Genomic DNA, 24,916 nt, shown 5'->3' with positions numbered 1-24,916 from the left:
AATCGATACCAGCAATTCGACAGTTGGGTAAACGGGTCTTTTGGCCTGTCGAACGATGGGACGTTATTCTCAATATAATCGTTGATACACTATACATATCTTATAACCGAAAAGGAGCCACACTCATGATGCTTTTTGCAGAAACACCAGAACTCGTAGCCTATAAGGAAGTCGTCGATGGTATGATCACGGTCATCTTTGAGTCGATTCACAGCGAGACGTTCTCGATCTCTGCACAAGTTCGGTCCGATATCGACGTCGCTGACGCGTTGTTCATGACAGGATGGCAGCAATACGTGGAAAACGTCCAAGTTTCATAATAAAGGTGAATAATATCCGTAAACCCATTACAAACGTCTGCACGAACGTTTACACTAGTGCTATAGACGTTTTTTTATTTTTCGGAGGAGAGTGGGATACGTGAAGAAAACTTGGTTATTGGCAATCGTTACGGCGATGATGTTGGTCGTCGCGGCTTGCAGCAAAGAAGAAGCGAACCCGAGCGATGTGGACGGTAACGCGTCGACACCGCCTGCCTTATTGACACTCGAGACGGACGTGAGCTACGATGCCGAGTCCAAACAGTTGTCGGCGACGGTATCGATGACGAATCCGAACGAGGAGCCCGTCAACGTGACGTTCAATTCGTCGCAACGCTTTCAGATGACGGTAATGAACGGGGATACGACCATCTTCGACTATGGCAGTGAATATATGTTCACAGAATCGATTATCGAAGAGACGTGGGCACCAGATGAGAAGAAAGTGTTCGATGAAGTATTCCCACTCACGCTCGAAGCGGGTGAGTACACGGTGGACTTCGTCGGTCTGGCCCAAGTCGAAGGTGCACCTGAGATGGCGGTCACCGATCAACAGTCGCTGACCGTTGAAGCTTCCGAGGTGCCGACTGAAGAAACACCGGAAGAGCCGGCCGAAGAAACGACGGAAGAAACGACAGAAGAACCCGTTGAAGAGCCGAGCGACCAACCCGCGCAAACGGACGGTTCGTTCCGCGATGTGGCCATCAAATTGAACGGTAACGCGATCGATGTTTCTGGATACACGGACGTCGAAGAGTTCGAATGGAGCGTGTCGGACGGTCATAATCTATATGCCCAAGGTGCGGCCGAAGTGACAAGTGGCAGCTTCACATTTGGTGTCTTAATGGATGAAGAACTACCGGCAGGAAAAGCATTATTCTTGGAGATGACACCGATCGGCGGCGACGTCGCATCGTTCCGCATTCAATAACCGGACGACGGAAACTTAGGTTTCCGTCGTTTTGTTTCGGGAATGAAACAAGTTGACGGCATTCATAGATTGTCAGACAATTAGGCAAACCGATATCAGATAGGGAGGAAGTTGAGAATGCAGCAACATATTATTGAGACAACACACGTCAAACCATCCATCAACCCAGCCGAAGAGATTCGTCGCCGAATCGATTTTTTAAAGGCTTATGTCAAACGAGCAGGCGCGAAAGGGCTCGTCCTCGGCATCTCGGGAGGACAAGACTCAACGCTCGCCGGCAAGCTCTGCCAGCTGGCGATGGAAGAATTGCGTGAGGAAACAAGTGCGGACTTTACATTCTACGCCGTCCGTCTGCCCTATGGCGAGCAACATGACGAGGCCGACGCCAAACGTGCCCTCGACTTCATTCGACCGGACAAAACGTTCACGGTCAACGTGAAACCGGCCGTCGATGCCTCAGCCAACTCGTTCCATGAAGCGACGGGACTCGAACTTGGCGACTTCCATAAAGGGAACACGAAAGCGCGCGAGCGGATGAAAGTGCAATACGACATCGCAGCCACGTACGGTGCCCTCGTCGTCGGCACGGACCATGCGGCCGAATACGTCACTGGTTTTTACACGAAGCACGGGGACGGGGCGGCCGACTTGACGCCGCTCACAGGATTGAACAAGCGCCAAGGGAAAGCGTTGCTCCATGAACTTGAAGCGCATGAGAGCTTGATTTACAAAGTGCCGACGGCTGATTTGGAAGATGACAAACCGGGACTCCCGGACGAGGTCGCTCTCGGGATGACGTATGATCAACTTGATGACTATCTCGAAGGGAAGTCAGTCGATCCAGCCATCGCTGAACGGATTGAGACAATCTTCAAACGGTCGCGCCATAAGCACCATATGCCAGCTTCGCTCTATGACGAGTGGTGGCAGTGATCTTAAGAACCAGCCCCCGGCTGGTTCTTTTTTTATGTGGTAGCTTTCGAACCGTCCCGTTAGGCGCCCATGCTTTCAGCAGGCAATCCCGAAGCCTCCTCGCGCCGAATCCGGCACTGCGAGGTCTTCGTCGGATTGCTTTCCTGCATGAGTCAGGGCGCCACGGGCCGGATCGAAGGGACTTCACTATGCTACAGATTAATCGATGTCAAAAGCCGGCAATCGAACTCCTAGGGGAGAGCGATGCAAGGATGACCCCGTAAAGCGCGATTCACGATGCGGAGGCATCCGCATCGCCCCAGGAACGGAGGGTGCCGGCCAAAGCAATCGTAAATAAAACAAAAGAACCGATCCATAGACCGGTTCCATTTTGACGAATGATTCATTAGCGCTTCGAGCGTGTCGGCACGAATTGGATGAACAAGATGAGCGTGAACGCGATCAAGCTGAGCAGCGGGATCGTGAGGAATCCGAAGTAGTTCACCCAACGAATCAAACAGTCGTTACTGCAGAACGCGTCGCCGTTCGGGATGCGTTCGAGAATGACGTGATAGAGGGCGATTGCCCAACCCGCCCCGGCCATGAGACCGACGAACAATTTGTTCACAGCACGGTTAGAGAGCAGTACCGTCAAGTAATAGATGGCGAGCGGATACATAAATATGCGTTGGAACCAGCATAACTTGCATGGCACGTACAGCATGATTTCCGAGAAATAAAGACTGCCAAGCGTCGCGATGGTGGCGACAATAAAGGCAAAATGATGACGTTGCATCTGATTTCCTCCTGACGATTCAAAACTAATCGACAAACATGATATGATACAGTGAAGCAATAACGTATCCAGTATACAATCTTTGAAACGATAGAGAAATAGGTGACGTCATGCAAGTATCAGAAGTGGAAGTGTTAATCGTCCTCGCCGAAGAGTTGAATATGCGGAAAGCGGCGGAGCGCTTGTTCGTCTCCCAGCCCGCACTCAGTCAGCGCCTCGTCACAATCGAGCATCAGTGGGGCAAGAAAATTTTTGTCCGTTCGACACGGGGCCTCGCGCTCACGCCGGACGGTGAAAAAATCATCGACTTCGCGAAGAAGATGTATAGCGAGGAGCAGGAGCTGCGTGGGGAGTTGACAGCGCAACAAGGTGAGGTGTACGGTACATTAAAAATCGCCGTCGCATCCATCATGGGTCAGTATTGGCTACCGCGTGTTTTGAAGCGATTCGTCGAGCGGTATCCATCGGTTCGAGTCAAACTCGTCACGGGCTGGTCAAGCGAGATGATGCGCTATATGCTAGAGGAAAATTTCCATATCGGCATCATTCGCGGGAATCCGGATTGGCGCGGCGAGAAGATGAAATTGTTCTCAGATTCGCTTCACCTGGTCGACTTGCGGATGACCGATTTGAAACAATTAAAAAATAACGAGCGTTCGTTCATTCAATTCAAGAGCGACTCGACGTATTATCAGGAAATTTTGGAGTGGTGGCAAGAGCGCTTCTCGAGTCCGCCGCTCACGACGCTCGTCGTCGACCAAATCGAGACGTGCAAACAGATGGCGTTACACGGAATCGGATTTGCGATTTTACCTGAGTCGACGATTCGTGATGTCGAGGCGATCAATAAGATTCCGCTCACGTCGTCGGACGGGATTCCGCTTGTCCGGGATACGTGGATGTTATCGACCGAGTCGATGCTTAAGTTGGCGCAAGTGAAGGCGTTTTGGGAGATTGTTGATGAAGTGACGAAGGAGAGTGTGGAATGAGTTGGGCAATTGAGGCAAGACGGCAATTACATTTGATTCCAGAACGAGGCTATGAAGAGTTCAAGACACAGGCGACGCTTGAAGAACTGATTCGATCCTTAAACTCACCGAGAGTGCACATCTCGCATTGGCGTACCGGTTTGTTTGTCCGCATCGACGGGCTTGTCGGCGAAAAGACGATTGGTTACCGGGCCGACATGGACGGCTTACCAATCACCGAAGAGACCGGCCTTGAGTTTGCCTCGGTTCATGAAGGGATGATGCACGCCTGTGGCCATGACGTTCATATGGCAATCGCTCTCGGGTTGATTAAGCGAGCCGTCGAAGAGCCGCTCGACCATCACCTCGTCATCTTCTTCCAACCAGCCGAAGAAGGTCCGGGCGGAGCTGAGCCGATGGCCATGTCGGAACTGTTCTATCATTTCCGTCCCGATGCGATGTTCGGACTTCACGTCGCACCAGAATATCCTGTCGGCACGATCGCATCACGTCCAGGTGTATTGTTCGCGAGTGCGCGCGAGTTGCATCTGACGATTCATGGGAAAGGCGGGCATGGTGCCTTCCCACACGCAGGAATTGATGCCGTCATCGTCCAGGCCGCATTGATTATGCAGCTGCAAACAATCGTCTCACGGAACATCGACCCGATGGGCAGCGCGGTCATCTCGATCGGGAAAGTGATGGCTGGGACGAAAGAGAACATCATCGCGGACACGGCGAAGCTCGACGGTACGATTCGGGCCTTGTCGGACAAGGAGATGGTTGTGCTCGAACGACGCATCCGTCAAATCATCGCCGGGGTGGAGATGACGTATAACGTCCACATCGACCTCGAGTTCGGCAATCGTTATCATGAGGTCGTCAACGACGAGCGTTATTTGTTCCAATTCGAAGAAGTGGTCGAGGAAGTCGGATACTCATACAAGACGTGCGTACCGGCCATGACCGGTGAAGATTTCGGATACATGCTGAAACAAGTACCAGGCTTTATGGTCTGGCTCGGCGTGAACGATATGGGGTCGGGACTACACCAATCGACGCTCAATCCGGATGAGCGGGCCATTGATGTCGCCATCGAGCTGTTCGATCATTTCTTTAGAACGGCCATCATTAAATGAAGCGAGCGGACACGATGGTGTCCGCTTTTTTGTATGAAATGTGTAGAATTGTGCGTGAACCGTTAAAATTTCGGGAAAAAAGTAAGAGTTGTAAAGCGTCGATATTGTTAAGCTTGCTCAAATGTGAACATTTTGCGAACTCAAGCATTGAGACATTACAGCGCTATATAAAATCATTATGATAAGGGTATCCAAGGGAAATCATCTGTGATGTTGCGCGATAGACATTGGTTTTACGCGCTAGAGAGAGATAGGAGGTAATCAATAGATGTTTCAAGATCCTGTCCTGATGAGCCGGGCGTTAACGGCACTCACGTTGGGTTTCCACGTGATATTTGCCACAATCGGCGTCGGGGTTCCATTACTCATTTTATTGGCAGAGTTTCTAGGTATTAAAAAGAAAGATCCGAAATACACCTTGATGGCCCGTCGTTGGTCACGGGGCTACGTCGTCACAGTAGCGGTCGGTGTCGTGACAGGTACGGCAATCGGGCTCCAGCTGTCTTTACTTTGGCCGAACCTTATGCGGGTCGCCGGTCAAACGATCGCACTTCCACTGTTCATGGAAACGTTCGCCTTCTTCTTTGAAGCGATCTTCCTCGGGATTTATTTGTACACGTGGGATCGATTTAAAAACCCGTGGCACCATATGCTCGTCGGGATTCCAGTCGCGGTAGGTGCCTTGTTCTCAGGGTTCTTCATTACGACCGTCAATAGCTTCATGAACCAGCCGGTCGGATTTGATATTGTCGACGGTCGACTCGCCAACGTGAGTCCAATCGAGGCGATGTTCAGCCCAGCGATGCCGACCAAAATGGCGCACGTCTTGACGTCGGCCATTCTGACATCGGCGTTCATTTTAGCCGCCATCGCCGCTGTCCAGTTGCTCCGTCAACGACGGAACCAGCTCGACAAGTTGTCAATCGAGTATCATAAAAAAGGTCTTCGTTTGACGATGACCGTCGCGCTCATCTTTGCGATTGCGACTGCTCTCGTCGGCGACTTCTCAGGTAAATACTTGGCGAAGTATCAGCCAGACAAATTGGCGGCTGCGGAGTGGCATTTTGAAACCTCCTCGGAAGCCGAGCTGATTCTAGGCGGATGGCTCGAGGAAGATGGACAGGGCGGTTACGAAGTACGTGGCGCCTTGAAGATTCCGTACGCCTTGTCAATTTTAGCGGGCGGTGTGCCGAACTATGAGGTGACCGGTCTTGATGAATTTGCGAAAGAAGATCAACCTCCACTATTCATCCACTACCTGTTTGATGCGATGGTCGGGATCGGGATGTTGCTGGCATTGATTTCGTTCTTGTTCGTGCTCGGACGGTATATCAAGCGACTGCCTCAATTCAGTAAACCGATGCTCATCGCCATCGCCGCAGGCGGTCCGCTCGCGATGATGGCCATCGAGTTTGGTTGGTTCTTCGCAGAGTTCGGTCGTCAGCCGTGGGCGCTTTACGATTTGATGCGCACGAGTGAGGCGGCGACGACATCGGCAAACGTAGGATGGATGCTTATCGCCTTTGCGATCCTGTATGCAGTTCTTGGCGTGGTCACGGTACTCGTCTTGACTCGTCTGTTCAAGGACAACCCAGTAGGGAAAGAACTAAAACAATCGGAGCATCGCGGTGAAGCGATGTTCGCGGATGAAGTGTGATCGGAGGGTATGACATGCAGATTCAAGAATTAGGGATTGCCGTACTATGGACGTTTTTGTACGGCTACCTCATCGTCGCATCGATTGATTTCGGTGCCGGCTTCTTCGCTTTCTATAGTAAGTACACGAAGCGGGACCAAAAGATCAACCGTCTGATTGCACGGTATTTATCGCCGACGTGGGAAGTGACAAACGTGTTCTTCGTCTTCTTCTTCGTCGGGATCGTCGGGTTTTTCCCAGACACGGCTTACTATTACGGGACGGCGCTTCTCGTACCGGCCTCGGTCGTGTTGATTCTGTTGGCGATTCGCGGTAGTTTCTACGCGTTTGCCAACTACGGCTCAAAAGAGAGCACGTTCTATATGTTCTTATATGGGGCGACTGGGCTGTTAATCCCGGCCTCGATGTCTACCGTTCTTACGGTCAGCCAAGGCGGGTTCATCAATGAGACCGAGTCGGACGTCGTCTTTGACGGCATGAAGTTGTTCACCAACTTCTATTCTTGGACCGTCGTCACCTTGGCAATCGTGTCGGTGCTCTATATCAGTGCCATGTTCCTCTTATTCTATGCCGATAAGGCGCGTGACGCTCAGGCGGTCCCACTCGTTCGAAAATGGGCCTTGTTCTGGAGCGTTCCGACGATTGTCGCGTCGGGCCTCGTCTTCTTCGGGTTGAAGTCGCAGGCAGCTTGGCATTATGAGAGCATCTTAGCGGGCAACTGGTGGTGGTTCGCTGCAAGTTTCATTTTCTTCGCTGTAGCCGTTGCACTCGTCTACATGAGACGAAACTACGGCCTCGCGTTCTTGATGGTCATGGGTCAGTTCTTTATGGCCTGGTTCGGATACGGATATACGCACTTGCCGTACATTCTTTATCCGTACATCGACATCAACGGAAGTGTCGTCAACGAGTCGATGGCCATCGCCCTCGTCGTCGTCTTCATCCTCGGATTGCTCTTGCTCGTACCGGCGCTGTATCTCTTGTTACGCCTGTTCTTGTTCGACAATGACTATGTACGCGGAAAGCGTTCGAGTGGTAAAGCGTAAAGACCGGATATTCCGGTCTTTTTTTATATAGTTTTTTTGAGGGGAATCGGTTACACTGTACGAAGAATCGGGAACAGAAACAGCGTAGGAAAGGGATGTATGAAATTATGACAGGTGAATTTGCAGTCATCGGATTAGGACGGTTTGGCGGCTCGATTGTTCGTGAATTGTCGGCGAACGGTTATGACGTGTTGGCGATCGATGCGGATGAAGAACGCGTCAACGAGTTTATGGGATTGGCGACGCATGCGGTCATCGCGGACACGACCGACGAGAACGTATTGAAAAGTCTCGGCATTCGCAACTTTGAACACGTGATCGTGGCCATCGGTGAAAACATTCAAGCCTCGATTTTGACGACACTCATTTTAAAAGAGCTCGGTGTTCAAATCATCACGGTCAAGGCGACGAATGATTATCACGAGAAAGTGCTGCGCCGCATCGGGGCCGATAACATCGTCCACCCAGAGCGCGACATGGGCATCCGGATTGCGAACGGATTGATGAGCCAAAGCATCCTTGACTACCTCGAGCTCTCGAACGAGCACTCGATCGTTGAAATCAAGGCGTCGGACAAACTGTCGAACAAGTCGCTCATCGATTTGGACCTTCGCGCCAAATACGGCGTCAACATCGTCGCGGTCCGCCGCAACGATGACGTCATCATCTCACCGCAAGCCGACGAGATGATTTTGCCAGAGGACATCTTGATCATCATCGGGAAAGATACGGACTTGGATCGACTCGAACGCACACTTCGGTCCAGATAAAAAACGAGAGGCGCGCGCCTCTCGTTTTTCATTAAATGAGCTTCATTGATTTTAAGCCGTACTCGATTCCATCTTCGAGAATCGATTTCGTCACGAAGTCGGCGACTTCTTTCGCTTCGACCCGGGCATTGCCCATTGCGATGCCCGTTCCGACGTATTGAAGCATCGCCAAATCGTTCAAGGCGTCGCCGAACGCGTACGTGTTCTCAAGCCGATAGCCGTTCGTCTCGATGAAGTGACGGATACCGTCGGCTTTACTGGCGCCACGATTGATGACGTCCATGGCGTGCGGATGCCAGCGGATGAAATCAAACTCGCCGTACGCGTCCAAATAGTGATGTTCTTCTTCAGGCGTGCAATATAGGAGCGTCTGATAGACGGCCTGTTCGATATGGAAATTCGGATCATATGTCGGAATCGGCATATCAAGTTCTCCGAGTGACTGTTCGACGACATGGTCGTTCGCTTTTGTGGCACCGCCACGGTGTTGTCCGAGATAGACGAGCGTATGGTCGTTTGAGCCGGCATGTTCGGTCAAGCGACGGAGCGCGTCGGTCGGCAACGTGTTCCGATAGACGACTTCGCCTTGGTGGACGACGATTTGTCCGTTGTAGCAGACAAAGCTGTCGATGCCGAGCTGTTCGGGGATATCAGACAGCATCGCCGGGCCACGCCCTGTCGCGATGAACGTCTCGACGCCGTTGTGGCGTAGCTGCTGAATGGCCGCGATCGTCGAAGGGGGAATGTACGACCCTTCATGGAGCAACGTGCCATCGATGTCAAAAAAGACTACTTTCTTATCTTCCATTTTTCTTCACCATGCTTTCTCTGTCTTGATTAAGTCAGTTGTATACTAAAAAGCATAACACGAAATCGAGAAACCGCCCTCAATCTTACGTCAATAGTGAAATATTGTCACAATATAAGCTATAATGAAGAAAGAATCTTACGGAACGTAATTATATTGCGAGAATCACTTATGTTTCACATAGATGAACATCAACTACTTGTAGTAAGGAGAGATTAAATGAAGTTTGTAAAGAACCACCAAACAGCTGTGTTCGCACTAGGCGGACTCGGAGAAATCGGGAAGAACACGTACGTTGTTCAATTCCAAGATGAAATCATCGTCATCGATGCGGGCGTCATGTTCCCGGAGGATGACTTGCTTGGAATCGACTACGTGATCCCTGATTACTCATATTTGATTAAAAACAAAGATAAAGTCAAAGGGGTGTTCATCACCCACGGTCACGAAGACCACATCGGCGGAATCCCGTTTCTCTTGAAACAAGTGAAGCTTCCGATTTACGCGACAAAACTCGCGCTCGGCTTGATTAAAGTGAAACTCGAAGAGCACGGTTTGCTCCGGGAAGCGGAACTGCATGAGATTGATGAGGACGCCATCGTCAAGTTCAGAAAGACGAGCATCTCGTTCTTCCGCACAACTCACTCGATTCCGAACTCGCTCGGTGTCGTCGTGAAGACGCCACAAGGGAATATCGTCCATACCGGTGACTTTAAGTTCGACTTCACACCGGTCGGCGAACCGGCTGACATCGCCAAGATGGCAGACATCGGGAAAGAAGGCGTGCTTTGCCTCTTGTCCGATTCGACGAACGCAGAAGTCGAAGGCTTCACGATGAGTGAAAAAGTTGTCGGCGGCACGATCAGTGAGACGTTCCGGAAAGCCGAAGGGCGCGTCATCTTCGCGACGTTCGCCTCGAACATTTATCGACTACAACAAGTCGTCGACGCTTGTGCCGAGACGGGTCGCCATTTGGCCATCTTCGGCCGTTCGATGGACAAGGTCATGACGATCGGGCAAGAGCTCGGCTTCATCAACGTCCCGAAAGGCATGATCGTTGAAGCCAATCAGTTACGAAACTACGAGCCGCATGAAGTGGCGATTCTTTGTACCGGTTCACAAGGTGAGCCGATGGCTGCGCTCAGCCGCATCGCCAACGGGACACACCGTCAAGTATCGATTATTCCTGGCGACACGGTCATCTTCTCGTCGTCTCCGATTCCGGGTAACGCCATCTCGGTCGGGAAGACGATCGACCAATTGTATAAAGCCGGAGCGGACGTCGTTTATGGAAAATTGACGAACATTCACACGTCGGGTCACGGGTCGCAACAAGAACAATTGCTCATGATTCGCTTGCTTAACCCGAAATTCTTCATGCCGATTCACGGGGAGTATCGCATGTTGGTGAAACACGCCGAACTCGCCGAATCGGTCGGCATCCCGAAAGAGAACAGCTTCATCATGGACAATGGTGAAGTGCTAGCTGTCGACGCTGACTCGGCTGCCATCACCGGGAAAATCTCGGCCAACGCCGTGTACGTCGACGGGAACGGTATCGGGGACATCGGCAATATCGTTTTGCGCGATCGCCGCATCCTCTCAGAAGACGGACTCGTCGTCGTCGTCATCAGCATCGACGGCAAGACGCGTAAACTAGTCTCAGGTCCAGATATCATTTCACGCGGCTTCGTCTATATGCGTGAATCGGGCAGCTTGATTCGTGACGGCGAGCGCTTGCTCAAGAAGACGGTCGAGCAAGGCTTGTCGAACAAGCAGATGAAATGGTCGGAGTTGAAACAACTCGTCTCAGATACACTCACGCCATACTTGGCACAAAAAACACGAAGACACCCAATGGTTCTTCCGATTATCATGGAAGTATGAACGAGCGGGCTGTAGGGGACTACAGCCCGTTTTTTAGAGGTCAATAATAAAGGAGATGGTGCTAGATGGAACGCAAGAAACGGAAGAAAGGATGGCTGAAATGGGGCCTGGCCGTATTCGCCTTACTCTTCCTCATCACGATGGTATACCATCAAGTCAAACCGTTGCCGGACGGCGTGTCGCGTGCGTCGGAACCGGTCGCGATTTCGGATGACCAAATCGATTTTTTATTTGATTTGACGTATCAAGGGGAAGACACGGAAGTGAACGAGCAAGAGATCTTTCAAGACGTCGAGCGGTCAATCCGCGAGGCGCGGGAATATATCGTCATGGACTTTTTCTTATTCAACCCATATTCGAATGAAGACCGGCAATATCCGGACATCACGGCCAGTCTGTCATCGGCTTTGCTCGAACAGATGGAAGCCTATCCGGACATGAACGTCGTCTTAATCACGGATGAAATCAATACGACCTATAACGGACACGCGTCCGATCATCTCGACGTCTTGAAGGAAGCGGGCGCGGAGATCGTCTACACGAACCTCGATGCGCTCCGCGACCCGAACATCTTATACTCGACGCTCTATCGCATCGGGTTCCAATGGTTCGGGGACAGTCAGAACGGCTGGTTGCCGAACCCGATGGTCAAAACGGCCCCGGACATCACAATCCGGTCGTATTTACGCCTGTTGAACGTGAAAGCGAACCACCGCAAAGTGATGGTGACCGAAAATGACGGTTTCGTCTTATCGGCCAACCCGCATGATGCGAGCGGTTATCATTCGAACGTCGGGGTGCGGCTCGATGGTCCGATTTTAGCGGACATTCTCGAAGGGGAAGAAGCGATCGCGACGTTCTCGAAAGGGGATGCCGAACGTTTCCCGAGCGAAGAGAAGCTCGCGAATCTGCGCGACGAGCCGTCGGAGGGCCCGATGCAAATCCGCTACGTCACAGAATCCAAGATTCAGGACGCGGTCATCAATGCGATGGAAGAAGCGGAATCAGGCGAGACGATTTGGATCGGCATGTTTTATTTGGCCGACCGCAACATCATTCAAGCCATTCATGAGGCCGCCGAGCGCGGCGTGTTCGTCAAACTGATTCTTGACCCGAACACGAACGCGTTCGGGCGCGACAAGTCGGGGTTGCCGAACTTGCCAGTCGCCGCGGAGTTGAACACAGTGAACCCGGAACAAATCGAGATTAGGTGGTATGATGTCAGTGAAGAGCAGTATCATCCGAAGATGCTGTACGTGGAAGGGGACCGTCGCGTCGTCGTCATAGGGTCAGGAAACTATACGACCCGCAACATGAACGATTACAACTTGGAAGCTGATGTCGAAGTCGTCACGACCGAGGAGACAGAGTTCATCCGCGAGATCGATGGATACTTCAAGCGTCTCTGGAACAACGAGCAAGGAACGTATACGCTCGCCTATGATGAGATTCAGACCGATTTGCCAATCGGAAAGTATGTGATTTATTGGCTTCAGAAACTTACTTGGACAATGACTTACTGACACAAGCCCACCTTCGATTGAAGTTGGGCTTTGTTGGTTGCTGAGCGGACGAGACATCAAAAGCATGATGACGAACAAAACCCGCCTTCACACGTGAAAGCGGGTTTTGCATCAATTCGTTTCGACGGGATTGAACTCGTTCGTAAACTCATAAAGGAATCTGCCCGTGTCGCGGAGGACGTCTGTCTTCCGGTGGAGCGAGAAATGATCGTATGGGACGGTTTCCGTCTCGATGTTGTTCGTATATTCTTCTAGCAAGAGCGAACTCGCTGGCTCAATCAAGTTGAACTCGCCGCCGCGTCCCGAGAAGGAGAACACTTGGACGGAGCGTGGCCACGTCTCAAGTTTTTCTTGGAACGCCTGCAACCCGTCAGAACTCGGGGACAAATCCCGGATGGCAGGACTGCCGGTATTGATCCCGAAATTACTGGCGGACAGACCGAAGTTGGCAAGTCGTGTTCCGGCGAACGGACTATCATACGTCACGAACTTATCGACGATGTATTCGTCTTGATTCAAGATATAGTTCGCTGCCGCCACACCGCCCATGCTGTGACCGATCAAATACATCCGGTCGAACGAACGGTTTCGTTCCTGTTTATAGCGTTCGATGGCAAGGTTTAACCACTTGGTCTGATTGTTGAGCGATGCCTCGGCATCCTCATATTCAATCCGGACAATCGGTCGGTTCGAACTATAGTCGTTGATGACGCAATCGACCGCGCCTTTCACCGTCACGGTACAGAGGGCTCCATCTTTCGCCAGCCCGCGCTGTTCCATATACTGCGAGAAGCGGAGGAATGTGCGGTCGGTCCCGAGCAAGCCGTGAACGGCGAACGTCGGGATGAACTCGTCCGTCTGCGCCGCCTGGCGAATCGCCTCAGATTTCCGTTCCGTCGTCAACTCGTCTCGAATCGTCACGATCATCAACGCGAGCGTCAAGACGAGGATGAAGCCGCCGAAGATGCGAGAACGAATCGACGTCTTGTCTGGATTACCGACGTTTTGACGATATTTTCGCCAAACAAAGAAAGCGACTAGGCCAAGGACGACGATGATGACGCCTGTGATAATCCACGCCTTGACGTTCGGCACGTGGGCGACGAGTGTCATATTATTTTGACGGCCACCGTACACTTGCCACTCGACATGTTTCATCGACCGTACATCGAGTCCGGTGCCGTCTTCGACGAACACCCCGGTCGGCACGGTCAGATTGAACCGGATATCGGCTTGTCGAACATAGCGTTCGGCCAGTTGTTTCGGGGAGCCGCTTAAATTCAGACCTGGCAAATCGACGCGTTCGAGCCGCAGGTCGAGGTTCGTGTTCATGACGTATGAATCAAACCAAATCCCATCCTCTTTTTCGACATCAAACTTCATATCAGGTGGGACGAGGATACCGGCCGGACCGGTCTTCCACTCCTCTTTAATGTTTTGGAGATCATCGACGTTGTCGAACGTCTTCTTGAGCACCATGCCTTCATAGTCGTCTTGACTCGAGTAGTCACGTGTCGCATACCCGTTCTCATTCGCCTGTTGTTTCCATGTATCCCAATCGAGCCGCAAATTGAGCAGCTTCATGACCGGATGGTCGCGGAAAGCATACGTCGTCTCTAACGTGACCGATTGGTCGTAGTGGACGGTCGCATCATATTCGATTCGGACACATCCCCCGATTAAAAGAAACAGAAATGGGAATACTAACAACAGTGCCTTTTTCTTCAAGCTCGTCACCTCAAATCGGCTCACCGTAGGTCTCTAACGGGTTGGTCGTGTTGATGCGGTCGTAAAAGAGCACCCCATCTAAATGGTCGAGCTCATGTTGACAGACGATGGCGCGCATACCGCGGAGCCGCAATTTAATCGGGGCGCCGTCACGGTCGAACCCTTCAATCGTGATGCGTCGGTATCGGGGCACGTTGCCTTTGACGACACGGTCGACAGATAGACAGCCTTCACCGCCATTCAAGTACGTCTGTTCGACCGAGTGGCTCGTAATCTTCGGATTGAAGATGGATAGTTTGAACGTCTCTTCTTCTTCATGGAGCAGGACCGTGAAAAAGCGGCGATTGACGCCGAGTTGTGGTGCGGCGATGCCGACACCGCCCCGAAGTTCATACTTCGCGCTCATCTCTGGATCTTGGCTGTTGACGAGGAACGTCTCCATCTCGTCGAGTAGCGCGAGGTCTTCTGCCGTCGGTGGGACCGGCACTTCGATTGAGCGGGCGCGGAGCCGCTCGTCTCCTTCACGAATCACATCTTTCATCGTTAACATGCAAAACTTCCTTTCTCATTGCGATATGACCAATTATATCATATTTATTAGTCATTTCGCTTAGATGGTACAGAAGGTGAAATGAAAATGATACAGAGGCGAAATAAGGGAAAAGATGTGTTGATGTAAGCGTTTTTATAGAGTGAGCATATTTTTTGCGTTATTATAACAACCCGTTTTATACTGACTAGGAAACGGCAGGATAAGTGTAACTTTCCTGAATCACGTTAATACAGATTGCTTTTTTGGACAGATACACTTAAGATTTGAGGTAGTGTTTGATCACAAAAAAGACAATTGTCTCATAGTTGAAAGGATGAGGTGAAACGAATGAACAACGTTCAGGTACTTCAAAACGTGGAAGAAAACTTCCAAACGTTCCGTATTCTCGACGAGAAGGGCGAGGTCGTCAACCAAGACGCAATGCCAGATGTAACGGACGAGCAACTTCAGGAGCTTATGCGCCGCATGGTCTACACACGAATCTGGGACCAACGTGCCATCTCGCTCAACCGTCAAGGACGCCTAGGTTTCTACGCGCCAGTGGCTGGTCAAGAAGCAACGATGATCGGGACGCAATATGCGCTCGACAAACAAGACTGGATTCTTCCAGGCTACCGTGATATCCCGCAACTCGTATTCCACGGACTTCCGCTTTATCAAGCGTTCTTGTTCTCACGTGGTCACGTCGCAGGTAACCGTATTCCTGAAGACGTTAACGTCTTGATGCCGCAAATCATCATCGGGGCACAAATCATTCAAACTGCGGGTGTGGCAATGGGCCTCAAACGCAACGGCAACACAAACGTCGCCATTACTTACACGGGTGACGGTGGTTCATCACAAGGTGACTTCTACGAAGGATTGAACTTCGCAGGTGCATTCAAATCACCAGCCATCTTCGTCGTTCAAAACAACCGCTTTGCCATCTCGACACCTGTTGAGAAGCAAACTGCAGCTAAAACGATCGCGCAAAAAGCTGTCGCAGCGGGAATCAACGGAATCCAAGTTGACGGAATGGACGTTCTTGCTGTCCTCGCCGCAACACAACAAGCGCGTAAAGACGCACTTGACGGAACTCCGACGCTTATCGAAGCACTCACATACCGTTACGGACCACATACGCTCGCAGGGGATGACCCAACGCGTTACCGTACAAAAGAACTCGACACAGAGTACCAAGAGAAAGATCCACTCGTTCGTTTCCGCCTCTTCCTCGAAGGCAAGAAGCTTTGGAGCGAAGACATGGAGAACGAAGTCATCGAACAAGCGAAAGCAGACGTGAAAGAAGCGATCAGCCTCGCTGACAAAGAACCAAAACAAAAAGTTTCGGACTTCATCAACAACATGTTCGAAACACTTCCTTCAAACTTGAAAGAGCAGCTTGAAGAATATACAGCAAAGGAGTCGAAGTAAGTTATGGCTCAAATGACAATGATCCAAGCGATTACTGATGCGATGCGCGTTGAAATGAAGCGCGACGAGAAAGTACTTCTTTTCGGAGAAGACGTTGGTAAAAACGGTGGGGTTTTCCGTGCAACGGAAGGTCTCCAAGACGAGCTCGGCGAAGACCGTGTCTTCGACACGCCGCTTGCTGAGTCTGGTATCGGTGGTCTTGCCATCGGTCTCGGTCTTACAGGCTTCCGTCCGATCATGGAAGTTCAATTCTTCGGATTCGTATTCGAAGTGTTCGACTCGATCGCAGCTCAAATGGCGCGTATGCGTTACCGTTCAGGCGGGGCTTACAGCCAGCCAATCACAATCCGTTCACCATTCGGTGGCGGTGTTAAAACACCAGAACTTCACGCGGATAGCCTTGAAGGCTTGATGGCTCAGACACCTGGTCTTAAAGTCGTCATCCCGTCAACGCCATACGATGCAAAAGGTCTTTTGATCTCAGCAATCCGTGACAACGACCCAGTCGTGTTCCTCGAGCACATGAAGCTTTACCGTTCATTCCGTGGCGAAGTTCCAGAAGGCGAATACACGATCGAGCTTGGAAAAGCAGACGTGAAACGCGAAGGAACTGACGTTTCGATCATCACTTACGGTGCAATGGTCCACACGTCACTCAAAGCGGCAGAAGAGCTCGAAAAAGAAAACATCAACGTCGAAGTCATCGACCTTATGACAGTGAGCCCACTTGATATCGATACAATCGTCGAGTCTGTTAAAAAGACTGGCCGTGCGATCGTCGTTCAAGAAGCACAACGTCAAGCAGGTATTGCGGCTAACGTCGTAACTGAAATTCAAGAACGCGCAATTCTTCACCTCGAGGCACCAGTGCTTCGTGTAACTGCACCAGACACAGTCTTCGCTTTCGCACAAGGTGAAGACGCATGGTTACCTGACCATAAAGATGTCGTTGCAAAAGTTAAGGAAGTTATCAACTTCTGATCGTGTTCATTTAACGATGAGGGAGAATTGTCTCCCTCATTGTGTTTACATGATTAATTGATGGGAGGAAAAACCAGTGGCAGTATTTGAATTTAAATTACCAGACATCGGTGAAGGAATTCACGAAGGTGAAATCGTCAAGTGGTTCGTAAAAGCAGGGGATACAGTAAAAGAAGATGACATTCTTCTTGAAGTACAAAACGACAAAGCCGTCGTTGAGATTCCAGCTCCAGTTGATGGAACAGTTAAAGAAGTCAAAGTCTCTGAAGGTACAGTTGCGGTCGTCGGCGACGTCCTCATCACGTTCGATATCGAAGGTGACGCACCAGCCGGTGAAGAAGAAGCAGCTCCTGAACAGCCTAAAGCTGAAGAGAAGACTGAAGATGTGAAAGAAGACGTGAAAGAAGACGGCCCGCGTGAAGTTCAACTTCACAAATCGGAGCGCGTCATCGCAATGCCTTCAATCCGCAAATACGCTCGTGAAAAAGGCGTCGACATCCGTGAAGTCCAAGGTTCTGGCGACAACGGCCGCGTCTTGAAAGAAGACATCGATGCATTCGCAAACGGAGAAGCACCAACAGCAGAAGCTACAACAGAGAAAACAGAATCTGTAGCTCCAGCAGCGGCTGCGAAAACGGAAATCAAACCTTACGAGTCAGCAACCCCTGAACTCGAAACGCGTGAGAAAATCCGTGGTATCCGTAAAGCAATCTCGAAAGCAATGGTTAACTCGAAGCACACAGCTCCACACGTTACACTCATGGACGAAGTCGACGTTACGAAACTCGTCGCACTCCGTAAAGAGTTCAAACAAGTGGCTGCTGACCAAGGCGTGAAACTCACGTACTTGCCGTTCGTCGTTAAAGCATTGACTGCTGCAGCGAAAGCTTACCCAGCGATCAACGCGTCAATCGACGATGTCAACGAAGAAATCGTCTACAAAAACTACTACAACATCGGTATCGCTGCTGATACGGACAACGGTCTCGTTGTTCCTGTCGTCAAAGAAGCGGACCGTAAATCAATCTATGCACTCGCTACAAACATCAATGAGCTTGCCGGTAAAGCACGTGAAGGCAAACTTGCTGGGGACGACATGAAAGGCGGATCGATCACAATCACGAACATCGGTTCAGCTGGTGGACAATGGTTCACACCTGTCATCAACCACCCAGAAGTTGCAATTCTCGGTATCGGTCGCATCGCTGAAAAAGCTGTCGTTAAAGACGGTGAAATCGTCGCGGCTCCAGTCCTCGCGCTTTCATTCAGCTTTGACCACCGCCTCATCGACGGTGCAACAGCTCAAAACGCACTCAACATGGTGAAACGCTTGCTTCAAGATCCAGCACTTCTAATGATGGAGGGATAAGAACATGGTAGTAGGAGAATTCGCACAAGAAACTGATTTGCTTGTCATCGGCGCCGGTCCTGGTGGATACGTCGCAGCCATCCGTGGCGCACAACTCGGCCTTAAAGTCACGATCGTCGAAAAAGGAAACTTTGGTGGCGTCTGCTTGAACGTCGGTTGTATCCCATCGAAAGCATTGATCACTGCTGGTCACAACTTCCAGCACGCTAAAGGTCACTCTTCAATGGGAATAACGTCTGACAACGTGTCAGTCGACTTCACAAAAGTCCAAGACTGGAAACAGTCGGTCGTCAACAAATTGACTGGCGGCGTCAAAGGCCTTTTGAAAGGTAACAAGATTGAAATCGTTCAAGGTGAAGCTTTCTTCGCATCTGAAGACACAGTACGTGTCATCACAGAAGATAGCTCGACTCCTTACAAGTTCAAAAAAGCGATCATCGCGACTGGTTCAACACCTATCGAGATTCCATCGTTCAAATGGTCAAAACGCGTCCTTTCTTCAACTGGCGCATTGGCTCTTCCTGAAGTACCGAAGAAACTCGTCGTCATCGGCGGCGGCTACATCGGTATGGAGCTCGGCACAGCGTACGCGAACTTCGATACAGAAGTCGTCGTCGTTGAAGGCGCAAGCGACATCTTGTCTGGCTTCGAGCCGCAAATGACGCAAATCGTCAAAAAGAAACTCAAACAAAAAGGCAACGTCACGATTCACACGAACGCTCTTGCAAAAGGCGTCGAGGAAACAGAAGACGGCGTAACAGTTAAGTTTGAAGTGAACGGCGAAGAGCAGTCTGTTGAAGCGGACTACGTCCTCGTCACAGTCGGCCGTCGTCCAAACACTGGCGACATCGGTCTCGAAAACGCGGAAGTCAAAGTCAGCGACCGCGGCATCATCGAAATCGACGACCAGTGCAAAACGTCGAACGAAAATATCTACGCAATCGGCGACATCGTACCTGGACCACCGCTCGCGCACAAAGCTTCTTACGAAGCGAAAGTCGCAGCGGAGGCAGCTGCCGGTAAGCCAGCGTACCTCGACTACTCAGCAATCCCAGCGGTTGTCTTCACTGACCCTGAACTTGCAACAGTCGGTTACACAGAGCCACTCGCAAAAGAAGAAGGACTTGAGATCACTGTATCGAAATTCCCATTCGCAGCGAACGGCCGTGCCCTCGCTCTTGACGAGCCAGACGGCTTCATGAAGCTCATCACGCGTAAAGAGGACGGTCTCTTGATCGGTGCTCAGATCGCGGGAACTGGCGCTTCAGATATGATTGCCGAGCTTGGTCTCGCTATCGAAGCAGGCATGACTGCAGAAGATATCGCGCTTACAATCCACGCTCACCCATCACTCGGTGAGATGGCAATGGAAGCGGCAGAAATCGCAATGGGTATGCCAATCCACGTCGTTAAATAAGTCAAAAGCTCTCTCGCTTACTCGCGAGAGAGCTTTTTCACGTAATGGACGGTCCGTTCGACTTCTCGGAAGCCGATGCGTTCATGGAACCGTTGGCTGCCGTCGTTCTCGACTTCCGTATCGGAGGCGAGCTCGTCGCATCCTTTCGACCGGGCGTAGGCGGAGGCGGCTTCGACGAGCAGTGTCGCCACGTCTTGCTGTCGCACGGATGCAACGACGTAAATTCCTTCTAAAAAGGCGGACGGGGAAGAGGTCGTTCCGGGGACGTAGTCATGACGGAAGCTAAGCTGGCAAAAGCCGACCGCCTCATCCGTCTCCGCGATAAAATAGTGCATCTTGCCGGAGCGGATGCCGAGGCGGACCTCCAACGTCAATTCGTCTTCGGGCGCATCGGGCCATAGCTGCCGCATGAGCCGAACCAAGTCGATACCATCGCGCTCATTAGCTTTTCGTATGTTCATTGGGACCCTCCTTAGGTTTCATACGTTCAGTATAAAGGAAAATAAGGAATGAAGTGAGAAAGGAGGGAACGATGATGGCGTTCGATGAAGAATTGTTATATACCGTCTCTGAGACGAGCCGTGTCCGCTTCACGGGAATCGAGACCGAGACGTCACGTTATGATTTCGGCTTTGTGTATACGCATCAATTCATGGGAAAAGTGCTCGTCGTCTGTATGCAGACCGGGCAGTCTGCCCTTCTTGACATCCATGCGCTCGAAGAACCGAGACAACTGTATCCGATGCTCGGGATCGCGTTGCGTGATACAGATTACGTCGCCGAGTTTTTACGACTCTGTCTGGACGAAAGTGGGCAAGAACAAGAACAATCGCCAAATTCTACCCTTGAAAAAATGTAAGCGTTTTCTTATAATGGTACGTAGGGGAAGCAATTCGATCATCATAAGCTACCTTTTCTTTTGATGACACAAAGCGAGCCGGTCCATATGGACCGGCTCGCTTTCGTCTTAACGGATGGCTTTTGTCTGTTGGATGACTTTAATCATTTGAAGCGATTCATCTTCAAGTCCTTGGACGGGAAGACCGGCCTCGATGTTCGCCATGATATAGTCGAGCGTCGAAGTCGTGATGAGTTCTCCCGGGATGATGATCGGGATTCCTGGTGGATACACCATGATGAACTCGGCCGAGATGCGTCCGACGGCGTTCTCGAGCGGAATCGTCTCCGTCTCCTCGTAGAACGCGTCACGCGGGCTGAGTGCAAGCGGTGGAATCTCAGGGAGCATGATCGATAGTGAATCGTTTCCTGACTGATCGTAAACCGATACGACGTCACGCATGCCGTCAATCAACGCTTGAATAGTCGATTCGTCGTCGGCGCTCGTCACGATGAACAGTACGTTCAACAAATCTGACATCTCGACTTCGATGCGATGCGTCTCACGCAAATACTTCTCGACTTCAAAGCCGGTGATCCCGAGCTCACGGACAGAGACGAGGATTTTCGTCTCGTCGAGCGCGTACGTCGACTCTGAATGGAGTTCGGCGTGACCATATACCGATAAGTGCGGCATATTGTCGATGGCCGTACGAGCCGTACGTGCGAGCGTGAGGGCACGTTCGTTCATCGCTTCTCCTTTCGTCGCCAATTGACGACGGGCCGCGTCGAGCGACGCGAGGAGGAGGTAAGACGTCGACGTCGTCGTAATCATCGACAACATTGCGTGAATCCGTTCCGGGGAGACGAGACCGCGACGGACGTTCAAAATCGAACTTCCCGTCATCGAGCCGCCGAGCTTGTGTACGCTCGTGGCCGCGACGTCCGCTCCGGCTTGCATCGCCGAGAGCGGGAGCTCGTCGTGGAACGGCAAGTGGACACCGTGTGCCTCATCAACGAGGACCGGTACGTCTTGCGCATGGGCGACGGCGACGATACGCTCTAAGTCACCGGCGATGCCGAAGTAGGTCGGGTTGATGACGAGGACGGCTTTCGTGTCCGGGTGCATCTCGAGGGCGCGTTCGACGGCGCTTGCTGTGATCCCGTGGGCAATCCCGTACGTCTCATCATATTCCGGATGGATGAAGACCGGGTGGGCCCCGGTCAAGATGAGGGCGGACATGACGGATTTATGCACGTTCCGGGGAACGATGATTTTCTCGTTCGGACCGACGACGCCCATGATCATCGCCATGATGGCACTCGACGTCCCTTGGACCGAGAAGAACGTCTCGTCGGCACGGAACGCCTCGGCAGCGAGGCGCTCGGCCTCGGCAATCGACGCTTTCGGATGATGGAGATCATCGAGCGGGGCGATGTTGATCAAATCGATTTTCAAGGCGTTTTCGCCGATGAAGTCACGGAATTGAGGGTCCATCCCTTTTCCGCCTTTATGGCCAGGGATATGGAACGCGATCGGGTTCGTATCCACGTGCGTGAGCAACGTGTCAAAGAGCGGTGTCTCGAGCTGTGTAGCACCTTTAAGTTTCAATAGTAAGTCCTCCTTGATAACAGTGTGTATATGGGTTGTCGGTTTGGTTTCAAGCTTTGGGCAATCTGAACATTTCGATTCAAAAACAATGCAACAAAAAAACTATAGTGATTTCTATCCCAACTTGCAATAGTTTTTTTTGTTGATACAATGGTTGTCGAGGTGAAGAATATGCAAATCAACTATCCGATCAATCCGGACTGGACGACAGATGAACTGATTGAAGTCGTCGAGTTCTATAACCAAGTCGCCTTGGCCAATGAAGGCGGTGTCGACCGGGAATCGTTTTTGGACGCGTATCGGTCGTTCAAACAAATCGTGACGTCGAAGTCAGAAGAGAAACAGCTGAGTGCCGTTCACGATGAGCAGACCGGATACTCTACCTATCGTACGGTCCAAGCGGCCCTAAAATCAAATGCAAAGATTATAAAGTTGTAACTGCTGGAAAGCATGGGAGGACGTAACCGTTTTCTCATGCTTTTTTTGTTATTTCTCTTATAAATAGGGTATATATCATTAACAGTTCAATCAGGTTTAGGCTCAGTTGAAATGGGAATATACTCACTAAGATAAAAAATTCAAAATAGTCAGACAATTATCTTTCTTTTTTGAATCTCATCTGATATACTCAATTCAACTCACTAAACCGTAACTTGTAGCCCAACTAAAGGAGTGTGGCATCTCATGAAACAAGTGATCGAGGCATTCAAAAGAAAAGACGCAGAAAAACGGATTCCGGTGCTGCGCTTAGAGATTGATTATGAATTGGCAACGCTCTTCGATGCAATGGCGTCACAAGATGATGCCACTGTCCAGGCTAGCAAGCATCGGTTAGAGAAATATCGCCAAGAACTATTGCGTCTCGAAGCCTGACCCACAACCACCCATTCAACCAGTATTCCATGCGGATACTGGTTTTTGTTTGGTACAATACATAATAGAGGTGATAAACATGTTGGAATGGTTCGCGATTGACTTGATTAAACAGGCAGGGGAGTATATCCGCTTACAGATTGACGAGAGCTATCGAATCGAACGCAAGACGGGGAAAGGTGATTTGGTCACGGAAATCGATCGGGCCGTCGAACAGTTGATTGTCGACCGGATTCGTGAGTCGTATCCCGAGCATCATATTATCGGGGAAGAGGGCATCTCGACGGAACCGGATGATTTGTCGGGCACGGTCTGGTTCGTCGACCCGATTGACGGCACATTAAACTTCATCCATCAAAAGCGAATGTTCGCCATTTCGATTGCCATCATGGTCGATGGGGTTATCGAGTACGGTTTCGTCTATGATGTGATGGCGGACGAGCTGTTCGTCGCACGCCGTGGAGTCGGGACGACATTGAACGGCCGAAAACTCCCGATCATCAAAGAGCACCATGTCCGGGATGCTTTCCTCAGTATGAACGCGACATGGGTGACGCCGAACCAGCAAATCGCACCAGAAGTTCTCGCGCCAATTGTGCGCGATTCGGTCGGCACGCGGGCGCATGGGGCCGCCTCACTCGAACTCGCCTGGCTCGCAGCGGGACGAGTCGACGGGTATATTACGATGCGCAATATGCCGTGGGACTATGCTGCCGGTAAACTGCTCGTCGAAGAAGTCGGGGGACGGCTCGTCTCGATTTATGGGGAGCCAGTCCGCTATGACGGGAAGACGTCCGTTCTTGCGGGGAGCGAGACGTTCGTCAAAGACGTCGTGAAGCATTACGTCATCGCAAAGGGCGCAACACCTGAAGTGAAGCCAGACTTGCAAATTGGAATCAACGGGTCTTACGACCGCGTCCGTGACTTGCTCGTCCTGGCCAACCCGAATGAGGCGATGGTCCGCGATCAATACAAAGCAGGGACGACATATGAAGCCACGCTCGGCGGGGAACGTGTCGGAGCGTACATGCTCGTCAGACGCAATGAGACGTTAATCGAGCTCGTCAATATTGCCGTCAAACCGGAACGGCAGAACCAGACGATCGGGCAGCGTCTGCTACAAGACGCGATTCGTCGGGCCGAGAGCAGCGGGGCGAAGCAAATGCTCGTCTGTACAGGCAACTCGAGCATCGTCCAGTTGCGCTTCTATCAACAAGCCGGTTTCCGCTTTGAATCGATCGAGCGCGACTACTTCCCGGACCACGGGTATCCGCCAATCGAAGAGGACGGGCTCGCCCTGCGTGACCGCATCTGTCTGACGCGCGACCTATAAGCGTGGGTGCAAAAAGGACAAAATCATAGAGAAGGCCCGGGCG

General features: G+C 51.3%; 24 protein-coding genes. 18 read left to right on the top strand and 6 right to left on the bottom strand.

The window, feature by feature from the left end; translation table 11 throughout:
- The first annotated feature begins 125 nt into the window (after positions 1-125).
- The 3 genes from KNP72_RS05080 to nadE all read left to right on the top strand — a co-directional run bounded on the left by KNP72_RS05080 (position 126) and on the right by nadE (position 2,184).
- Positions 126-320, top strand: coding sequence for a hypothetical protein (locus KNP72_RS05080; RefSeq protein ID WP_021066980.1), 195 nt, complete (start codon positions 126-128; stop codon positions 318-320).
- A 100-nt stretch (positions 321-420) separates the two neighbouring features.
- Positions 421-1,251 (top strand): BsuPI-related putative proteinase inhibitor, encoded by an 831-nt coding sequence (locus tag KNP72_RS05075; RefSeq protein ID WP_353048444.1) that lies wholly within the window; start codon positions 421-423, stop codon positions 1,249-1,251.
- Positions 1,252-1,368: 117 nt separating this feature from the next.
- The gene (gene nadE, locus KNP72_RS05070) at positions 1,369-2,184 is read left to right on the top strand and encodes an ammonia-dependent NAD(+) synthetase (RefSeq protein ID WP_029595764.1); all 816 of its coding nucleotides are present in this window, start codon (positions 1,369-1,371) and stop codon (positions 2,182-2,184) included.
- Between the two features lie 385 nt (positions 2,185-2,569).
- Here nadE and KNP72_RS05065 read toward each other — a convergent pair whose 3' ends face one another.
- On the bottom strand, positions 2,570-2,959 hold the full coding sequence (locus KNP72_RS05065) for a disulfide bond formation protein B (RefSeq protein WP_214832374.1): 390 nt from the start codon (positions 2,957-2,959) through the stop codon (positions 2,570-2,572).
- 110 nt (positions 2,960-3,069) lie between these two features.
- On the opposite strand from KNP72_RS05065, the gene KNP72_RS05060 reads away from it, so the two are divergent.
- From KNP72_RS05060 to KNP72_RS05040, 5 genes are all read left to right on the top strand, one after another.
- Positions 3,070-3,948 carry a transcriptional regulator CcpC gene (locus tag KNP72_RS05060; RefSeq protein WP_214832373.1) on the top strand — a complete coding sequence of 293 codons (879 nt, stop codon included), beginning with the start codon at positions 3,070-3,072 and terminating at the stop codon, positions 3,946-3,948.
- Positions 3,945-5,066 carry an N-acetyldiaminopimelate deacetylase gene (locus KNP72_RS05055; RefSeq protein ID WP_214832372.1) on the top strand — a complete coding sequence of 374 codons (1,122 nt, stop codon included), beginning with the start codon at positions 3,945-3,947 and terminating at the stop codon, positions 5,064-5,066. Before KNP72_RS05060 ends, KNP72_RS05055 begins: the two co-directional genes overlap by 4 nt.
- 268 nt (positions 5,067-5,334) lie before the next feature.
- Complete coding sequence (locus KNP72_RS05050; protein WP_214719508.1) at positions 5,335-6,723, top strand: cytochrome ubiquinol oxidase subunit I; 1,389 nt, start codon at positions 5,335-5,337, stop codon at positions 6,721-6,723.
- Positions 6,724-6,737: 14 nt separating this feature from the next.
- A complete protein-coding gene (locus tag KNP72_RS05045; RefSeq protein WP_214832371.1) occupies positions 6,738-7,769 on the top strand; it encodes a cytochrome d ubiquinol oxidase subunit II in 1,032 nt (343 codons plus the stop codon).
- A 107-nt stretch (positions 7,770-7,876) separates the two neighbouring features.
- Positions 7,877-8,539, top strand: a complete 663-nt coding sequence (locus KNP72_RS05040) for a potassium channel family protein (RefSeq protein ID WP_029595762.1) — start codon at positions 7,877-7,879, stop codon at positions 8,537-8,539.
- A 31-nt stretch (positions 8,540-8,570) separates the two neighbouring features.
- Here the strand turns inward: KNP72_RS05040 and KNP72_RS05035 are convergent, their stop codons facing one another.
- Complete coding sequence (locus tag KNP72_RS05035) at positions 8,571-9,347, bottom strand: Cof-type HAD-IIB family hydrolase (RefSeq protein WP_214719506.1); 777 nt, start codon at positions 9,345-9,347, stop codon at positions 8,571-8,573.
- 219 nt (positions 9,348-9,566) lie between these two features.
- Between KNP72_RS05035 and rnjA the strand changes: the two genes are divergently transcribed.
- The gene (gene rnjA, locus KNP72_RS05030) at positions 9,567-11,234 is read left to right on the top strand and encodes a ribonuclease J1 (protein WP_021066990.1); all 1,668 of its coding nucleotides are present in this window, start codon (positions 9,567-9,569) and stop codon (positions 11,232-11,234) included.
- 65 nt (positions 11,235-11,299) lie between these two features.
- Positions 11,300-12,757: a phospholipase D family protein gene (locus KNP72_RS05025; protein WP_214719505.1), complete on the top strand. Its 1,458-nt coding sequence runs from the start codon at positions 11,300-11,302 to the stop codon at positions 12,755-12,757.
- Positions 12,758-12,868: 111 nt separating this feature from the next.
- Here KNP72_RS05025 and KNP72_RS05020 read toward each other — a convergent pair whose 3' ends face one another.
- Both KNP72_RS05020 and def read right to left on the bottom strand, forming a co-directional pair.
- Positions 12,869-14,494, bottom strand: a complete 1,626-nt coding sequence (locus KNP72_RS05020; protein ID WP_214719573.1) for an alpha/beta hydrolase — start codon at positions 14,492-14,494, stop codon at positions 12,869-12,871.
- Between the two features lies 1 nt (position 14,495).
- Positions 14,496-15,035: a peptide deformylase gene (def, locus tag KNP72_RS05015; protein ID WP_021066993.1), complete on the bottom strand. Its 540-nt coding sequence runs from the start codon at positions 15,033-15,035 to the stop codon at positions 14,496-14,498.
- A 330-nt stretch (positions 15,036-15,365) separates the two neighbouring features.
- Here def and pdhA point away from each other — a divergent pair, with 330 nt between their 5' ends.
- From pdhA to lpdA, 4 genes are all read left to right on the top strand, one after another.
- A complete protein-coding gene (pdhA, locus tag KNP72_RS05010) occupies positions 15,366-16,451 on the top strand; it encodes a pyruvate dehydrogenase (acetyl-transferring) E1 component subunit alpha (RefSeq protein WP_021066994.1) in 1,086 nt (361 codons plus the stop codon).
- 3 nt (positions 16,452-16,454) lie between these two features.
- Positions 16,455-17,432 carry an alpha-ketoacid dehydrogenase subunit beta gene (locus tag KNP72_RS05005; RefSeq protein WP_021066995.1) on the top strand — a complete coding sequence of 326 codons (978 nt, stop codon included), beginning with the start codon at positions 16,455-16,457 and terminating at the stop codon, positions 17,430-17,432.
- Positions 17,433-17,508: 76 nt separating this feature from the next.
- On the top strand, positions 17,509-18,801 hold the full coding sequence (locus KNP72_RS05000) for a dihydrolipoamide acetyltransferase family protein (RefSeq protein ID WP_021066996.1): 1,293 nt from the start codon (positions 17,509-17,511) through the stop codon (positions 18,799-18,801).
- Positions 18,802-18,805: 4 nt separating this feature from the next.
- A complete protein-coding gene (gene lpdA / locus KNP72_RS04995; RefSeq protein WP_214719503.1) occupies positions 18,806-20,218 on the top strand; it encodes a dihydrolipoyl dehydrogenase in 1,413 nt (470 codons plus the stop codon).
- Positions 20,219-20,235: 17 nt separating this feature from the next.
- On the opposite strand, the gene aac(6') is transcribed toward lpdA, so the two are convergent.
- Positions 20,236-20,679 (bottom strand): aminoglycoside 6'-N-acetyltransferase, encoded by a 444-nt coding sequence (gene aac(6') / locus KNP72_RS04990; protein ID WP_214719502.1) that lies wholly within the window; start codon positions 20,677-20,679, stop codon positions 20,236-20,238.
- Positions 20,680-20,753: 74 nt separating this feature from the next.
- On the opposite strand from aac(6'), the gene KNP72_RS04985 reads away from it, so the two are divergent.
- Positions 20,754-21,077: a DUF3055 domain-containing protein gene (locus KNP72_RS04985; protein ID WP_214832370.1), complete on the top strand. Its 324-nt coding sequence runs from the start codon at positions 20,754-20,756 to the stop codon at positions 21,075-21,077.
- 108 nt (positions 21,078-21,185) lie between these two features.
- On the opposite strand, the gene KNP72_RS04980 is transcribed toward KNP72_RS04985, so the two are convergent.
- The gene (locus KNP72_RS04980; protein ID WP_029595757.1) at positions 21,186-22,667 is read right to left on the bottom strand and encodes an aminotransferase class I/II-fold pyridoxal phosphate-dependent enzyme; all 1,482 of its coding nucleotides are present in this window, start codon (positions 22,665-22,667) and stop codon (positions 21,186-21,188) included.
- A gap of 171 nt (positions 22,668-22,838) precedes the next feature.
- Between KNP72_RS04980 and KNP72_RS04975 the strand changes: the two genes are divergently transcribed.
- The 3 genes from KNP72_RS04975 to KNP72_RS04965 all read left to right on the top strand — a co-directional run bounded on the left by KNP72_RS04975 (position 22,839) and on the right by KNP72_RS04965 (position 24,873).
- Complete coding sequence (locus tag KNP72_RS04975; RefSeq protein WP_021067001.1) at positions 22,839-23,105, top strand: UPF0223 family protein; 267 nt, start codon at positions 22,839-22,841, stop codon at positions 23,103-23,105.
- 246 nt (positions 23,106-23,351) lie between these two features.
- Positions 23,352-23,540, top strand: coding sequence for a hypothetical protein (locus KNP72_RS04970; RefSeq protein ID WP_015881266.1), 189 nt, complete (start codon positions 23,352-23,354; stop codon positions 23,538-23,540).
- 79 nt (positions 23,541-23,619) lie between these two features.
- Positions 23,620-24,873, top strand: coding sequence for an inositol monophosphatase family protein (locus tag KNP72_RS04965; protein ID WP_214719500.1), 1,254 nt, complete (start codon positions 23,620-23,622; stop codon positions 24,871-24,873).
- The last annotated feature ends 43 nt before the right edge of the window (positions 24,874-24,916 follow it).

This window comes from Exiguobacterium sp. s152 (genome assembly GCF_018618335.1).
Lineage (GTDB): Bacteria > Bacillota > Bacilli > Exiguobacteriales > Exiguobacteriaceae > Exiguobacterium > Exiguobacterium chiriqhucha.
Note: the sequence above shows the minus strand (reverse complement) of the source record. Positions and strands in the feature narration are given on the sequence as shown.

Bases quoted from the DNA above. Each gene is read 5' to 3' on its own strand.
- KNP72_RS05080 (WP_021066980.1), top strand. From the start codon at position 126: ATGATGCTTTTTGCAGAAACACCAGAACTCGTAGCCTATAAGGAAGTC.
- nadE (WP_029595764.1), top strand. From the start codon at position 1,369: ATGCAGCAACATATTATTGAGACAACACACGTCAAACCATCCATCAAC.
- KNP72_RS05065 (WP_214832374.1), bottom strand. From the start codon at position 2,959: ATGCAACGTCATCATTTTGCCTTTATTGTCGCCACCATCGCGACGCTT.
- KNP72_RS05060 (WP_214832373.1), top strand. From the start codon at position 3,070: ATGCAAGTATCAGAAGTGGAAGTGTTAATCGTCCTCGCCGAAGAGTTG.
- KNP72_RS05055 (WP_214832372.1), top strand. From the start codon at position 3,945: ATGAGTTGGGCAATTGAGGCAAGACGGCAATTACATTTGATTCCAGAA.
- KNP72_RS05050 (WP_214719508.1), top strand. From the start codon at position 5,335: ATGTTTCAAGATCCTGTCCTGATGAGCCGGGCGTTAACGGCACTCACG.
- KNP72_RS05045 (WP_214832371.1), top strand. From the start codon at position 6,738: ATGCAGATTCAAGAATTAGGGATTGCCGTACTATGGACGTTTTTGTAC.
- KNP72_RS05040 (WP_029595762.1), top strand. From the start codon at position 7,877: ATGACAGGTGAATTTGCAGTCATCGGATTAGGACGGTTTGGCGGCTCG.
- KNP72_RS05035 (WP_214719506.1), bottom strand. From the start codon at position 9,347: ATGGAAGATAAGAAAGTAGTCTTTTTTGACATCGATGGCACGTTGCTC.
- rnjA (WP_021066990.1), top strand. From the start codon at position 9,567: ATGAAGTTTGTAAAGAACCACCAAACAGCTGTGTTCGCACTAGGCGGA.
- KNP72_RS05025 (WP_214719505.1), top strand. From the start codon at position 11,300: ATGGAACGCAAGAAACGGAAGAAAGGATGGCTGAAATGGGGCCTGGCC.
- def (WP_021066993.1), bottom strand. From the start codon at position 15,035: ATGTTAACGATGAAAGATGTGATTCGTGAAGGAGACGAGCGGCTCCGC.
- pdhA (WP_021066994.1), top strand. From the start codon at position 15,366: ATGAACAACGTTCAGGTACTTCAAAACGTGGAAGAAAACTTCCAAACG.
- KNP72_RS05005 (WP_021066995.1), top strand. From the start codon at position 16,455: ATGGCTCAAATGACAATGATCCAAGCGATTACTGATGCGATGCGCGTT.
- lpdA (WP_214719503.1), top strand. From the start codon at position 18,806: ATGGTAGTAGGAGAATTCGCACAAGAAACTGATTTGCTTGTCATCGGC.
- KNP72_RS04985 (WP_214832370.1), top strand. From the start codon at position 20,754: ATGGCGTTCGATGAAGAATTGTTATATACCGTCTCTGAGACGAGCCGT.
- KNP72_RS04975 (WP_021067001.1), top strand. From the start codon at position 22,839: ATGCAAATCAACTATCCGATCAATCCGGACTGGACGACAGATGAACTG.
- KNP72_RS04970 (WP_015881266.1), top strand. From the start codon at position 23,352: ATGAAACAAGTGATCGAGGCATTCAAAAGAAAAGACGCAGAAAAACGG.
- KNP72_RS04965 (WP_214719500.1), top strand. From the start codon at position 23,620: ATGTTGGAATGGTTCGCGATTGACTTGATTAAACAGGCAGGGGAGTAT.